The organism is Terriglobus sp. RCC_193, from assembly GCF_041355105.1.
Lineage (GTDB): Bacteria > Acidobacteriota > Terriglobia > Terriglobales > Acidobacteriaceae > Terriglobus.
In genome coordinates, this window is sequence record NZ_JBFUPK010000001.1 from 483,328 (window position 1) to 498,177 (window position 14,850).

12 protein-coding genes are annotated in these 14,850 nt (G+C 52.0%); 5 read left to right on the forward strand and 7 right to left on the reverse strand.

Annotated elements, in window-relative coordinates; genetic code table 11:
- Positions 1-9: 9 nt before the first annotated feature.
- From AB6729_RS01955 to AB6729_RS01970, 4 genes are read left to right on the forward strand one after another with little or no spacing between them, the layout of a single operon-like run.
- Complete coding sequence (locus AB6729_RS01955) at positions 10-846, forward strand: glycosyltransferase (RefSeq protein ID WP_371079876.1); 837 nt, start codon at positions 10-12, stop codon at positions 844-846.
- A 29-nt stretch (positions 847-875) separates the two neighbouring features.
- Complete coding sequence (locus AB6729_RS01960; RefSeq protein WP_371079877.1) at positions 876-1,676, forward strand: DapH/DapD/GlmU-related protein; 801 nt, start codon at positions 876-878, stop codon at positions 1,674-1,676.
- Positions 1,673-2,779 (forward strand): non-hydrolyzing UDP-N-acetylglucosamine 2-epimerase, encoded by a 1,107-nt coding sequence (gene wecB / locus AB6729_RS01965; protein ID WP_371079878.1) that lies wholly within the window; start codon positions 1,673-1,675, stop codon positions 2,777-2,779. The genes AB6729_RS01960 and wecB overlap by 4 nt, the downstream gene beginning before the upstream one ends.
- Positions 2,776-3,777, forward strand: coding sequence for an NAD-dependent epimerase/dehydratase family protein (locus AB6729_RS01970; RefSeq protein ID WP_371079879.1), 1,002 nt, complete (start codon positions 2,776-2,778; stop codon positions 3,775-3,777). The genes wecB and AB6729_RS01970 overlap by 4 nt, the downstream gene beginning before the upstream one ends.
- An 86-nt stretch (positions 3,778-3,863) precedes the next feature.
- On the opposite strand, the gene AB6729_RS01975 is transcribed toward AB6729_RS01970, so the two are convergent.
- Positions 3,864-5,336, reverse strand: a complete 1,473-nt coding sequence (locus AB6729_RS01975; protein ID WP_371079880.1) for a sigma 54-interacting transcriptional regulator — start codon at positions 5,334-5,336, stop codon at positions 3,864-3,866.
- Positions 5,337-5,961: 625 nt separating this feature from the next.
- Here AB6729_RS01975 and AB6729_RS01980 point away from each other — a divergent pair.
- Positions 5,962-8,070 (forward strand): winged helix-turn-helix domain-containing protein, encoded by a 2,109-nt coding sequence (locus AB6729_RS01980; protein ID WP_371079881.1) that lies wholly within the window; start codon positions 5,962-5,964, stop codon positions 8,068-8,070.
- A 278-nt stretch (positions 8,071-8,348) separates the two neighbouring features.
- On the opposite strand, the gene AB6729_RS01985 is transcribed toward AB6729_RS01980, so the two are convergent.
- The 6 genes from AB6729_RS01985 to AB6729_RS02010 form a co-directional block, all read right to left on the reverse strand.
- Positions 8,349-9,254 (reverse strand): hypothetical protein, encoded by a 906-nt coding sequence (locus tag AB6729_RS01985; RefSeq protein WP_371079882.1) that lies wholly within the window; start codon positions 9,252-9,254, stop codon positions 8,349-8,351.
- A gap of 86 nt (positions 9,255-9,340) precedes the next feature.
- Positions 9,341-9,469, reverse strand: a complete 129-nt coding sequence (locus AB6729_RS01990) for a hypothetical protein (protein ID WP_371079883.1) — start codon at positions 9,467-9,469, stop codon at positions 9,341-9,343.
- A gap of 57 nt (positions 9,470-9,526) precedes the next feature.
- A complete protein-coding gene (locus AB6729_RS01995) occupies positions 9,527-11,293 on the reverse strand; it encodes an asparagine synthetase B (RefSeq protein ID WP_371079884.1) in 1,767 nt (588 codons plus the stop codon).
- Between the two features lie 4 nt (positions 11,294-11,297).
- The gene (locus AB6729_RS02000; RefSeq protein ID WP_371079885.1) at positions 11,298-11,570 is read right to left on the reverse strand and encodes a PqqD family protein; all 273 of its coding nucleotides are present in this window, start codon (positions 11,568-11,570) and stop codon (positions 11,298-11,300) included.
- Between the two features lie 16 nt (positions 11,571-11,586).
- A complete protein-coding gene (locus AB6729_RS02005) occupies positions 11,587-12,069 on the reverse strand; it encodes a lasso peptide biosynthesis B2 protein (RefSeq protein ID WP_371079886.1) in 483 nt (160 codons plus the stop codon).
- Between the two features lie 196 nt (positions 12,070-12,265).
- Positions 12,266-14,221, reverse strand: a complete 1,956-nt coding sequence (locus tag AB6729_RS02010; RefSeq protein WP_371079887.1) for a prenyltransferase/squalene oxidase repeat-containing protein — start codon at positions 14,219-14,221, stop codon at positions 12,266-12,268.
- Positions 14,222-14,850: the final 629 nt, after the last annotated feature.

Consider the following 14,850-nt stretch of genomic DNA (forward strand, 5'->3'; position numbering starts at 1 on the left):
AGATACAACATGGGGCGCGCACGCACACAATCCCTTTCGAGGGTTGCGATAGTAATTCCTGTTTGTAACGAACAGGATAGTCTGCAGGTTCTCAGGATACGTCTGGCAGAACTGCAGCGCGGACTCCAGGATCGCTTTATCGTCTTCTATCTTTTTGTAGACGATGGCAGTACCGACCGAACCGTGGAGCTGATTCCCAGGGCGGTTCCTGGCGATGCGGCATATCAGATCGTCTCGCACGGGACGAACCGAGGTCTTGGGGAAGCATTCCGTACTGCTTTTCAAATTGTGGGAAGTGCCGAGATTGTCTGCACGATCGATGCGGATTGCAGCTATCGCGCAGACAATCTCGTTCCCATGATTCACCGCATCATCGAAGGAAAGGCCGACGTGGTTGTGGCTTCGCCGTATCATCCGCTGGGTGGCGTGGATGGGGTGCCGGCATGGCGGCTTGGGCTCAGTCGCTGGTGCTCACAGCTTTATCGCGTGGTCTCGCCTGTCAAGCTCTACACCTACACCAGTATGTTTCGTGCATATCGCGGCTCCTTTGTTCGTGAAGCACAATTTCAAAGCTCAGGATTCGTATCGACCGTTGAAATTCTCATGAGTGCGTCTTACATGGGCTATCACATCGAAGAATTTCCAGTTGTATTGCATCGCCGCGTGGCTGGTACGAGCAAGATGCGGATTCTCCGTACCGTGGGGCAACACCTCCGTCTTGCGATCGGTTGCATCATTTCAAAGGAGCGTGGCTACCCTTTGTTTTGTTCGACAGAACAGGACACAAAAGTCTCCACGGAAAACGAGACAGGACATTTCATGAAAGTCGCAGGAAATAGCCGCTAACTGGCGGCATCCCGGGGTGATAAAGAACTATGAAAGCAGAGTTTGTTGTTTCTGAAAACACTCTTCTGGAAGAACAAGACAGAAACCGTCAATATCCCGACGTAAGCTTCGGCAAGCACGTAGTTGTTGGTCAAGACGTCAGTATTGGTGAGGGGACCGTCATTGGAAACCATGTCGTATTGCACAGCCACATCAACATTGGGAAGGATGTTCGCATTGATGATGGTGTGATCATCGGAAAGCGACCGATGAAATCGCGGGCAAGTGCGATGACTACCACTCGCGAACTGACGCCCACTTTTATAGGAAACGGATGTCTGATCGGAAGCAATGCCGTCATTTATACCGGATCCGTTGTGCATGACGGTGTCCTGATTGCTGATTTTGCCAGCGTGCGAGAAGACACTACGATCGGAGAACTTACCATCATTGGTCGTGGTGTTGCCGTGGAAAACGAAGTAACGATAGGCCGGTGCTGCAAGATCGAGACCGGTGCGTACATCACTGCCAAATCCACGATTGGCGATCTCTGCTTCATCGCTCCCGAGGTCACATTTACAAATGACAATTTCGTTGGACGTACCCAGGAGCGTTTCAAGTACTTCGGTGGAGTAACGATGCGGCGTGGTGCTCGCGTTGCTGCGAATGCGACCGTGTTGCCCGGCATCACCATCGGAGAGGATGCACTCGTAGCGGCTGGATCGGTTGTGACGCGCGATGTTCCTGCCGGCATGGTGGTTATGGGCACACCTGCACGTCCGGTTCGCCCGGTCCCCCCTGCTCAGAAACTTCAGGCCACCGAGGAAAAGAAAGCAGGCGACAACAAATGAAACTTCTCTCTGTTGGGGGCACGAGGCCGCAGTTCGTCAAGATGGCCATTATGTCGAAAGCGATTGAGGAATTCAATCAACTCACCTCTGCTCCGATTGACCATCGCTTGTTGCACACGGGGCAGCATCGCGATCCTGGCATGTCGGACATCTTCTTCCATGAACTCGGTATGCCGAAGCCTCAAGTACTGAGGAACACCCCTGCGCACACACCGGGGCTGCAGACAGCAATCATGCTCGCTGGTATTGAAGCGGAGATGATCAACTGGAAGCCGGATGCAGTGATTGCTTATGGAGATACAAATTCGACAATTGCCTCGGCTCTCGCAGCAGCGAAGTTGCATATTCCGCTCATCCATGTGGAGGCTGGCCTACGCAGTTTTAACCGTCTCATGCAGGAAGAGATCAACCGTATCGTCACGGACCAGGTATCGGATCTGCTTCTTTGCCCTACACAGGCCGCGGTGAAGCAACTGCGGCAGGAGGGTCTCGGCGACCGAGCTGTGTTTGTGGGAGACATTATGTTGGATGCCGTTGAGCAATTTGGCAATCATCGCCGTGAAGCCGCAACATTACGAGACCTCCCTGTGAAAATAGGGGAATACGCGTTGCTCACGTTGCACCGAGCGGAAATGACCGATGATGCCGCGAAGCTTGCTTCGATTCTGAGTGCACTTCGGAAAATTGATATTCCCATTGTTTTTCCAATGCATCCGCGTCTTCGCAATCGCTTGGCCCAAAACGATAACTCTGTCTTTCTGGGAAGCCATGTTCATGTCATCGAACCCGTGGGCTATCTCGAGATGCTTGCACTGCAGCGGAATGCACGTTTCGTCATGACTGACTCCGGCGGTCTACAGAAGGAGGCGTATTTCACTGGTGTTCCGTGTCTTACGCTTCGTGAAGAGACAGAGTGGCGCGAAACCCTGCATGGTGGCTGGAACATGCTAGTAGGAAGTGAGAGCGAACCTATTGTCCAGGCAGCAAATGCGCTGGTACATAGCGGTCCATCTGCCGAGCCACGCAACCTCGAGCTCTTCGGAGGTGGACTGGCCTGCAAGCGTAGTGTTGATCAAATCGTAGAAATGGTGAGGGCGGCATGAAAAGAGTACTTATTACAGGAGCTGCAGGGTTTCTGGGATCCCATGTGACGGATAGGATGCTTGAGAAAGGCTACGACGTGATCGCGGTAGACGACTTATCGCATGGTCATATGCGCAATCTCGAAATGGCGGTGCTGAATCCTTTCTTCGAGTTTCGCGCTGTTGATGTTTGTGATCTTGCCGCCTTGAGAGAGGCGGCCGGTAGCGTCGATAGCGTGATTCATCTTGCGGCCTACAAAATTCCGCGGTACGAAAATCCAAAGAAGACCTTGCTCGTCAACTCCATCGGGACACAAAACGCGTTACAGGTTGCGATCGAGAACGGTGCTCGTTTCACCATTACTTCCACGTCCGACGTGTACGGTAAGAGTTCGGATATCCCGTTCGCAGAAGACGGAAATTGCGTGCTGGGGCCAGCTACCGTGGCCCGCTGGGCCTATGCAGCATCCAAGATGTTTGATGAACATCTGGTTCTTGCAATGGCAGAAGAAGCTGGCATCTATGCTACCGTCCTCCGTATCTTCGGTTCGTATGGTCCCCGTCAGAACCTGACCTGGTGGGGAGGACCCCAATCTGTCTTCATCAATGCGATCTTGAATGATGAAGTCATTCCCATTCATGGTGATGGGCAGCAGACTCGCTCCTTCACCTTTGTAGAAGACACCGCACGTGGCATTGTGGCAGCTGCGGAAGCAACAACCGCAAATCGAGAGATCGTTAACATCGGCAACAACCGTGAGATTACGATTCTCGATCTGGCACGTGAGATCTATCGGTTGTGTGGCAAGCCAGGGGAGCCTCGGATCGACATGGTCCCATACGATGCCATTGCCGGCCGTAAGTATGAGGATGTTTTGAGACGTGTTCCTGATATTCGTAAAGCAGAACGTCTGCTGGGATTCCGTGCCTCGGTACCGCTGGAGGAAGGGCTTGTTCGTACGATCCAATGGCAGAAGGAACAACTTAGACTGGAACGGGAAGCTCTGATAACCGCATAAAGAAATGGGAGGATAACCTCCCATTTCTCATGTCTATATCCATTCGTGAACTAAGGTAGTTACCTTGGATGAGATTCATGGTTACTTTATGCCGGAAGGGAAGTTCCGCTGCTCTGTACCGCCTGGAAACGCAATGGAACACGGGTTTCCTTTAACCTGTAATGCTCAATTTTATAGAGCAAGGTGCGATAGCTGATACGTAGAGCTAAGGCTGCCTGCCGACGATTCCATCGTGCTTCTTCCAACGCCTGTTGGATCAATCGGCTTTCCGTCTGATCTTTGAAATTCCTAACGATCGAGCGCATCTCATTCACACTTGCTTCCGGTTCAGGTGCATCCCTGCCGCATGACTGCACCTTGGCAACCTTACCCAGGACCTTGGCCTCAATGTCGGAGATGGAGGACTCCTGTCCCTTTAGTACCTGCATGCGAATGACCGCATTGCCCAGCTCACGCAAGTTACCGGGCCATTCATACTCCTGCAATAGAGACATCATTCGCGGTGAAATATAAACCGGGTCCTGGTGAAACGCCATTGCCTGCCGTTTCACCATCTCTTCGATCAAGTATGGTATTTCTTCCCTGCGTTCCCGCAGCGGAGGCACACGGATAGTAAAGGTGCTGATGCGGTAATACAGATCTTCACGAAACAATTTTTCTTCAATGGCAGTGTCGATATTCACATTGGTTGCGGCAATAACGCGGACATCAGCGGTAGATACACTCCTGGCACCCAAGCGCGAATAGCGGCCGTCCTGCAGAACATGTAACAGTTTCGCTTGCATTGGCGCACTCATTTCACCGATTTCGTCCAGCAGAAGAGTTCCTTTGTCTGCCTGCTCGAAGCGGCCTGGCTTTGCCTTTACAGCCCCGGTGAAGGCGCCTGCCTCGTAGCCAAAGAGTTCGCTCTCAAGCAGATCTGGAGGCAGAGCGGCGCAGTTTACGGAGCAGAATGGGTATGCTGCGCGGCGCGAATGTTTGTGAAGAAGATTGGCGATAACGTCTTTGCCCACGCCACTCTCACCCAGGATGAGAACTGGCGCATCGACCTGAGCCAGCAGGCGGATGTTCTCATAAATCCGCATCATTACCGGGCTCGCGGCCAGGAAATAGCGGTTGTTCGGAAGGTCCTCAATATGTACAGCCCGTGTCTGCACAGGATCGGTCACATCGTAGGAACTTAATGAAACTGGAATGTCTTGAAGATAAGTCATCACCTCGTCGAGTTCGGCAGAGCGAAGTGGAACGCCAAGTGTATGTAGGATGCCAAGATGTTCTGCGTCTGATGTCCATGGGCTTACGCCTAGGGGGAGAGCAATCCAGACCCTATCCTTGCCAACAAGCTTTACAAGCTCAGCTAAAGATTGATGATCTCGCGGTGGCCGGGCAGATACATCGATGACAACGGCATCAAATGACTTATTGTGCATTGCGGGGATCGCCTCTTTAAGTCCGTCGAAGGCGACGACCTCATGGCCTTCAAAGGTCAAAGCAGTTACAGCAGCGTGCAGAAAGGTAGTAGAGGGGCTGATAAGAGCAACCGTTCGAGTCCGGAGCATGGTTGAGATCCTTGAGGCCTGTATGTCGCAGAGAGATGAAATTAGTACCGGAAGCAAAGATTTAGGAGTATCGTTAGATCGTTTCGATAATTCCCCTGATAATGACCGTGGAAAGCATTAGCTTCCTACGAGTGAACGCGACTTCGTAGGTCAAGATCATCCAACACGGAAGGTTTCCTGCGGAAAACGGAATAGGTGTTCTGAAGCCATACCTCAATGAGGGATATGAGCCATGCAAGCTGGACAATGACCGATATAGCTACCGAGAGAGTTCCTGGTGTCCTAAGAGAAAACACTGCCCAATACATTGACAGTGCTGCAACCCCTAGTAACGTAACGAAGATTGACGGTAGATAGAGGAATAAGATCAAAGACCGACCAGAGAGTCGCGGACTGATATGTAGATTGCGCTCGGAAAGCGGATGAAGCACTTTAGTGGCAGACATAGGAAAACTCCTAAGAGTTAAAAGAAGGGCAGAGCCCTCGCAGCAAAAATTCTTACCGTTGTACTGAATCAACTTCATAGTGCGGGAACTTCATTAAGCTAATTATTCAGCGGGATGAAGTCCTCAAATGCACGATTGATGTGGATCAAATAACAACGGTTTTTCCCAAGGTCCCTGATATGAAGCAGATAGTGCATTTCGGTGAATACACGTTTGAGACTACCCAAATGGTTGTCATGCGCGGGATTGAGATAATTGATATGCCGCAACGGCAGCGAGAGGCACTCGCATTGCTGTTAAAGGCCCAGGGAAAGGTGGTATGCCGAGAAGCATTTCTCGATACCGTCTGGAAGGGGGTTATCGTTGAGGAGCATAACCTCACCCAAACGATTTTCATGTTGCGAAAAGCTCTTGGTAAGTTGCCGAATGGGCGGGAATATATCGAGACGATCCCCAAGAAGGGTTATCGCATGTCCGTAGGGGCCCTAAACCAGGGTAATCTGCGATTCCCTCCGGATTCCGAATGCAGTGATGCTCTTGAACGATTAAGACAGGATCTTGGAGTTAAGGTTCCGAACCAAATGGGGCATCAGGTAGTGATCGTGAAATCGTCGCTCTTGATTGGTCTAATCGCTCTCTTTGTCTTCGTTGTTGTACCCATTGTTGGGAGTGTTTACAAACAGAGAGAAGATCTGAGCGCAGTGACAAAGCTTACTCGGGATGGCTTTACCAAGATAAGCAGAGCTCCTTTGATCCTTCACCAGGGAACACTGCTCTTTACGGAACTCCGTGGCAAGAAATCCTATCTAGCCTCCGTCCCTGTTGATGGCGGAACCACAACAGCTACTGCGTTGGGTACGGCAATCACATATGTCTCGGGGATCCACTTCGAACGCCCCGAAGTGTTGGTTTCCAGAGATGACCGCGATGCGCCTATCAGCGCAGCGACGTTGCAGGGAGATCCATCGCAATCCGTAACAGAATTATTTGGCCGATCGGCTACGTGGTCACCAGATGGTACGAAAATTGTGTATGTTTCCCAGCAGCATGTCATGCTTGCAGATAGTGTTGGGCAGAATGCGTCGGTACTGGCCGCCACCGCAGGTACTCCCTTCTGGCCATCCTGGTCCCCTGATGGGAAATCAGTCCGATTCTCTGTGCATGAAGCCGATGATCAAGAAAGTCTGTATGAGGTCAATCTTGCAGACAGGAACGTGACTCCGGTTCTGAAAGGGGATATCCACGAGCATCATGCTTGTTGTGGCTCGTGGAGTGCTAATGGAAAATATTTTGTCTATGTCGTAGATAGTTCGAGTTCGTCTTCTATCTGGGCTCGCCGGGAGAAGCTATTTCGCTGGAAAATTATGGGTGATCCTTGGGAGATCGCCTCGGGGCCTGTCGATTTCTGGAGATCACCGACGCTCAGCCCTGATTTGCACCATCTTTATGCGATGGGTGAACAGAGCCGTCTTTACTTGACGATGCTAAGCCGCGACTTCGAACCATTCCTTCGGGGTGTCTCAGTGTCGTCGATGAGCGTGTCGCACGACGGAGAATGGGTTGCTTATACGTTGCATCCTGAAGGTACGCTCTGGAAGAGCCGGCTTGATGGAAGTGAACGTGTTCAGCTTTCGACACCGGGCGAATTTGCAAAGTCTCCACAGTGGTCGCCGGATGATCATAGTTTGATCTATGTGCGAGAGCGAAATGGCGGAAACACAATTGTGCGCGTGAATGCAGTAGATGGTGGTTCACGAGAAGTGGTCGCCGGAATACGTGACGTTCGACAGATTGCGTATGCACCGATAGGCGAGAAGATAGCTTTTGAGTCTGGGGCAGGAGCAAACCACCTCGAACGTGCAATTTTCATTATGGAACTTGGTGATCATGGCATCGAAGTGCTACCAGGGTCTGCGAGATTGTCGTCGGTAAAATGGTCACCGGACGCGCATTATCTGTCCGCTGTAACGAATGATCAATCCAAGCTTAAGTTGTTTGATGTAACTACTCAGACCTGGCATGACATTTCTTTATCTGGTGCGATCGGTGCGCAGGCGTGGGATCGGAAGAAGAACATTCTCTATTTCATTGAGGCACAAAATGGCTGCTATGTTTTGATGAAATACCTGGTTGCTAGTGGTAAGGCAGTGGAGATACGGAAGATGCCTGAACGCTACGATGAAGACTATGCATCGAGTGTTCTCGATGTAACACCGTCTGGAGAATTGCTGTTCGGCTATTCCGTTGGAGAAAACGAACTCTATGATATTTTGATCGACCTCTCATGATAGGAACGAACTGCAGTGAAGCATGTCCCCATGAAACGAGAGAAGTCAGATAGCATCCGTCTCGAGCCGCTACACGAAGTGGTCTGCTCATGAGCCGATGCTTCCCGTCCGTGTTGTCTCCACGAAGAAGAAAATTGTGGCTATCGATTCGAAGTTAAGCTCGTCATTTCACCGTGGTGACGAATCGGGATGTAAGACGGATGCGTTCTACATCGAAGAATGTAGAGCGCCCAAAGGCATGAGCATCTTCCGAATGGGACGGCGGATATTGGTTGTATTCACTGGAAAGAGCGTGGCAGGGTCAGACCGCTGATAATTCCATTCGGGAAAGAGACGGCCTGCACCTCGATATCGCTCAGCAGGCGGTTCACAATTCGTAGCTGCTCTGGTGATGGGGGTGTCACGATGCAGGGATCGATCGTGAGATTGCCGAATAACGCGCGCAGTCGGTCAACACCGCTCATCGGTTTGAGCTGTATGCCTGAATCGCGTGGACCGCGCTCACCGATCACAAAGATGGCATGCAATGGGGTTTCCGGTAATGCAGGCGCGTTGCACTCCAGTACGAACTTGTTGATCCGCGAATCTTCGGGTGCACCGGGTATGGTCCAGCGTCGATGAAGTTGATGAGGATCAAATCCTAAAGTCTGGGCTGTATGCAGCGAAATTTTCAAATGGCAAAAGCCGGTTGGCACCATCCAATGATCGCCGTTTTGTTTCACCCGCACCAGATCGTCAGAGAGCAACGTCCATCCTGATTGCATCAGCATGGCAGCAGCAGTGGATTTGCCTGCTTCTTTTGCTCCAAGCAGAAGAACCGCCCGACCATTGCGCTCGAGTGCTGCGCCATGGAATGAAGTGATATCACGTGCGCGGAATACCGATCGCATGACCGGCTCAGCGAAGAGCGTTAACAGGTCTTGTTGTGGGAGTGTGGACCGCGAGCGCGAGAAAACACGTTGCCCGTCAGGCGAAATACTGAACTCGCAAATGACTTTGTCAGGAAATCCGTAGATGTGATGGGCCCAAAGGCAGCCATCGCGTTGGGTGGTGAAATGCGAGGGCCGATCATCATGAGCGATGTCCTCGACGGTCTCGTGCTTCCAGATAAGATCACCTTCCTCAAAAGGAGAAGGCGATATACAAATCTTTAGACCGTAGAGATTTGGAATGGCTTGATTCAATCGCTAAAGCGCTCTGATTTCCTTAGAAAAAGCGATTGCCGCTCACTAGAGCAGCAACCTGGAAGTATTAAGATCGGAAATCCCGATTAAGAGGTATAAGAACTTCCGCTGGTATCAATCGTGTTGGTTGAGGAGTTGACTGTCTTGGTGATCTGTTGCGCATCACCATAATCGGAGATTGCTGCGGGGATGTATGGTTTTTTACGGATATTCAATTCAGGGAACCTCTTGTAGTTACAGTGCAGTTAGTCTGGCGTGTCATGAAAAGGAAGTCAAGCTGATCTGGCGATCCAACGCAGTAAAAGCTCGATTCGGCCCAATCCCAGACTCGTTTCGGCTTCTGGTGATGCAATTGATCGTCGAACAACATCCAGATTCACGATGTGCGTGATGGAGGATCCTGTTTCGTCAAGCAGCGCACTCCGTCGCTGCTGATGATGTGGGTCAATCTGAAGAAGCACCTTAGTTGATCCAAGTGGAGTCTTCGGCCGTTGTAGAACATCATCGGGTAAAAGTGTCCGCATCGCCTCTCTAAGAATCCTCTTGTGCCATAGCAGGTCGTCTGGAAGGCATGACGAAAAACGCATCAGGCGAATGTCGAAATACGGATAGGAAACGTCGAACGAAGCTCCTGTAAGACTGGAAACGCCAAGGCCGAGCAGGTTCGTCCAGAACGGTCCACGCAGTTCGTTCACGTCTGCTGTTCGGGTTGCGAGGTACTTGTCAAGCCGGTCTTGCAAGCCGGTGCGCTGAGCGAATGAAGGATGAATCCAAACCGGTAGCAGATGAACTCCGCGCTTTCCGAGTTTCTGCGCCAGGTAAGGCCGCCAACCAAACGCAGGAATTGTGCCGAGTGTTTTCCAATAGCGAATGCATTGCAGAGGCGTGCGCAGCAAACCCGTGGCTGCAATGCGTTGCAGATCACAACGTGTCGGGCGAAACTGCGCGTCGCCGCCCTGGCCGGAGAAAAGTGTTCCTCCCTGAGTAGCCATCTCAAGTCCTGGTAACGATGTCGCAAGAGAGGGGGGCTCGAGTGATGGTTGTGGAGGTCGGACGGCCATGTGCCGTTGGAGGCTTTCTTCAATGGCATCTTCCGATACGAACACCTGATGGCGAATACCAAGATGCTTCGTGACCGACGCAGCGTAATGGCCCTCCCGTTCCCGAACGATTCGCGAGACATGGGTGTATGCGGTAACGCGGTCTGCGGCACTCTCTCGCCCCAGGACATGGCAGATGCATGCGGCAATGGAGGTGGAATCCATACCTCCACTCAGCATCACACCGATTGCTCCAGCAAGTGGGATACGTTCGGCGACAACCTGCAGAAGAAGATGGCGAAGTTGTTCCGCGTAGTCTTCGATCCGTGGAAGCAGGAGCAACTCTTCCTGTGCAGGGGGTTGCCAATAAGCAGCGACCTGAATATGACCATCTTTGTAGATCAATCGCGTTGCAGGCGCCAGCCGTTGGATGCCGCGATAGTATGTCGCTCTCTCATCGATGATGAAGCCAATGGATAAGAAATCAGCAATGGAGTTCTCGTCCATCGCAATATCGCATAGCTTGCTGTCTCTTAGCACCGGAACTGAATCGCTGAGGAGAAGCCCCTGTGTTGCAGCTGAGTAGAAAAGTGGACGGATACCAAAGTGATCTGTTGCAGCAAGTGCTATGTGCTGTTCGGAATCCCAAAGTACAAACGCAAATTCACCTTGTACATGGAGCAACAAGTCTGTGCCCCAACGCCGATAGGCGAGCAGAAGCAGTGCAGCATCCGTCATGGCGGAAGAAGCATTGAGTGTGCGAACCAATTCTTCTCGCGCGGTCCAGCGGATATTCCCCACGGCGGATACACCGTTTTCGTCGGCGACGAACTCTGGCTCTCGTTCTACAGATGCCGCTGTGCGCAGTACCTGGAAATGGTTTGCCGTGTTGGAATGCAACACGCTTTTGCCAAAAGAGGCCATCGCAAGAGACAACGACCGGAGCGTCTCTTCATCCGGCTTGGCGTTATTTCTGATGAGGCTTGCAAAAGCTGACATCGTTTCAACGCCGCCGGATCAGGTTGCGGCTTTCAAGTCCATTCAGCGTGTTCGCAACATCCTGACGAACCTGTTCTTCCGGTGCTTCAAACTCTTCCTGGAGTACGGCACAGATCATCTCTTCGGAGTGTGTTTTGGTCTCGATTAACTGCCACATGCGTATTGCGCTGCCGTGCAGGCCGAAGTATTTCGGATTGGCTTCTCTCATGGAAAGGAGAATGATCTCTTCTCCCACCTGTGTTGAGAGCGTGTCATCTACTGGCTCAAGAATTTTCATAGTTTATTTCGACTCGTTAGGTATTCGATGGCTTAGACAACCCCAATTCCTGATAGACAGCGCTGGAGCCTCCGCCAGTGACAACGATGCTTCCGGCAGAGAGCCATGCGTGGGCTTGTAGCGGATCGCCAGGAAAAGGTGACTTGATTACCCCAAAGTGCAATGTTGTATCCACACTACGCAACCGCAACATCATTCCTGCCGCAAGGCATTGAGGTACACAGTCGCCCAGCATTGGGTAGTGGATGTTGATGAATGACATGCGGTCTCGCACCGCGTTTACGAAGGGACGGTGGCGATCATCGATTCCGCTTGTTGCTTTAAAGCGTAATCCGAGAAACCGGGCAAGCGTGCCAAGCGGGAAGAGCAAGAGCAGACAGCGAAAAGCCAGAATTAAGAACACTGGAAGAAGTAATGTCCATTTGTTGCAACGCAGAGGTGGATCCGCCTCAACCCGGTCCTCTGTACTGCAGTCGACGTCTGGGATAGAGCGTGTCATCGTTGATCCTGATGATAATGGAGCCACCGTGCAGTCCAATCAAGACGAAATGCTTCTGCCAGTTCCTGTCGTGTAAAGTTGTAGTCACTTGCGGTAGCTGATTCTGCATCAGCCAGATCGTTACAGGGTAACGAAGCAGTGCGAAGCGATTCATCGGTTCGGCATGTTCGAATGAATTGCAAAGCGCTGGCCAGGCTCACAGGCTGTTCCCCTGTTGTTGCAATGCACGTTGCGCTATCGCCAGTGCGGATACCACGGCCGCAGTCGTAAAGTTGCCGCGATAGTCCAGGTGAACCCTCTCGTTCCCATTACAGACAATGGTTGATGGCAATGGAATCCGCATACGCGCTGCGGGCAGCCATCCATCTTCTATCTGAAGGTGGAGCAAAAGCTCTATTGCGAAATGTATTTGCTGTGAATGGTGGTGGAGGTCGGCGGCACAAAGTGCCTTGAGGCAGAACGCGAGATCAAACGCATTCCTCTCTTTACTGTTGCCGATCTCAAGTATGGAAGCGGCAGCCCATCGTTGTGCTGCACTTACGATATCGGCATATTCACTTCTACCTGCCAGGGCAGATACAGCCATAGCGGTTGGATAGGCATCGCCATGCCACCAATAGCCTGACCAGTGGCCATTACGCTGCAGACGGCGAAGAAATACGAGTGAAGTGTCGGGAAGGAGTGGGGCTGCGGCTGCCGTGACGCATATGTGGGTTTGCTCCCAACCGCCAAACGATTCGTCCACTGCCATGCCCATTCGCGTGGAGAGTTGCACATGATCTGCATATGTGCGGACGCCGCCATTCTCAGAGGTATGACGTCGAAGAAAATTCATTCCATTCTTGAACGCTTCGCTATGCTCGAGATGGAGACGTTTCAATAAGTGCAGCACCCATGCCGTGCTATCTGCATCTGGTGCCTGATGAATCCAATATCCCCACCCGCCATCGCTTCGCTGCGTTCGCAGCAGAGCTGCAGCGCATTCTTCTGCAGCATCGCGCACAGAAGGGAAGTCTGTATCCAGAAGATGGAAGGCAATGAATGCGCTCACCCACTCATCACTGAGTGACGGCGTTTTAAAGTCGCGCCACAAACCGCTTTGCGGCTGACACCGAAGCAGCCGATGTGTGCCAGCTTCGATCGCATCTGAAATGCCATGCGGGGTTTGTTCGTCGCGAAGCGTTGTTTTGCGAGGGGGGCCGCTGGGTGCCTTCCATGAACGCGTTGCTGCCGGTGCGATCCATTCATGCGAGGCGCCAAGGTAAGCCTTTGCTTCCCATTGTCCCCCTGGTTCGCCGCTGAGCTTCAGATGATAGAGCTTGCGCACGAAAGCGGAGAAGTGGTCTTCGGGCTGCGCAGTCGATTGTGCAATCAGATCCAATGGCCACGGTGTTTCTGTGCTGATTGGCAAAGTCTCTCCAGGCAGCGCCATCAACGCATGCAGCTTTGCAGTGCTACACAGATTGTCCTCGCAGAGTTCGCTGAGTGTCTGTTCCCATAGAGGGTCGGCATCTGGCTGTTCATCGAAGAAACATTCCATGCCAATGCGCGGAAGAACTTGAACTGTATCGCTCTGAGGCTTCAGGTCCAAAGCCAGGGTCACCCGATCAGCGTTGGTCAGTGATGCGGTAAATTGTTCGGCCGCTGCACGGCAATTACCGGAATAGCCGATGCCGGCAAGATAGCATTCCACGGTGGATGGAAGAAGTCGTTTCACGTTGATCCGCACGAAATCGCCAGTGCGTCCAAGCATGAGTCCCAGACCGGAGACGAACTCCCCGTTCTTACATGTTCCTATGCAGTGATCTACTGCAGTTTGCAAATTGGACGAGGCCTGTCCTGAGAGAAGATTGATAGCTCGCGCTGCAACTTCACGTGCGGTAGCCGGATCATCCGGTAAGGAAAGAAATATTGAGGGAAAGGATGGCTCGCGACCGAAGGGCAGATCGAATTCAAGAAAAATTTCGTCAACATGGCGCGATAGAACACTGCTGACGTCTGAGAGTTCGTTGGCAAAGTGTTCGAGGCCATCTACTCCTGAGAGCGCTGGCGATGAGAGATAGTGCGCCAATTGCGGATAGACGCCATCGTTACGTCGAAATTGCTGCTGCAGGTCGACCTGCGTTTCTCCGTCCCGCAGGCGAAACTCCAAGGCAATCCTCGGGACTGGAGGGAGTGTTTCGGACAGGGAAGAGATCGTACGCAGCGAATGAGGCGAGATGAGTGCTGATTCCGTGTCGGGTAACAGGAATGGGCAATAATCCGCCAGAGACAATGGAACATGCCAATGGTTCGCGTTGTGCGGTACAGCCATACCACCCGATGACATTCGTTGAAACGATGTGAGCTTCATTGGCGATATCCGATTTCGGTTAGCCAAGCGAAGCGCCTGCGTTGTACATTTTGCCGCGATGAAACAGAATTGGCCAGCGAGAAGCAGATAGAAAATTGTTGATGGAGAGGAGTAGCAGTGAGAAGCCACAGCGTCTCATTCCTTGCCGAGTCGTTTGGATTACCGCCGTTTATGCCGCTAAATCGACGTATTTCTTAGGTCAGTGGCGAGAACGACGCGCCTCTACCGCGACAGAACAAAGAGAAGTGTACGTTATTGATTTCAGGAGCACCGCGGACATCTGAAAGTAGGTGTAATTACATCTTTTTGTGCCGTCGTTTGCACCGTCAGAATCGCATCGTTGCATTTCTATCGCTGGATGAACTCGCTATAACGAAAACGGGCCAGAAGGACTCGTGGGATCGCAGCCGTCGCCCGCATAGTTCCCG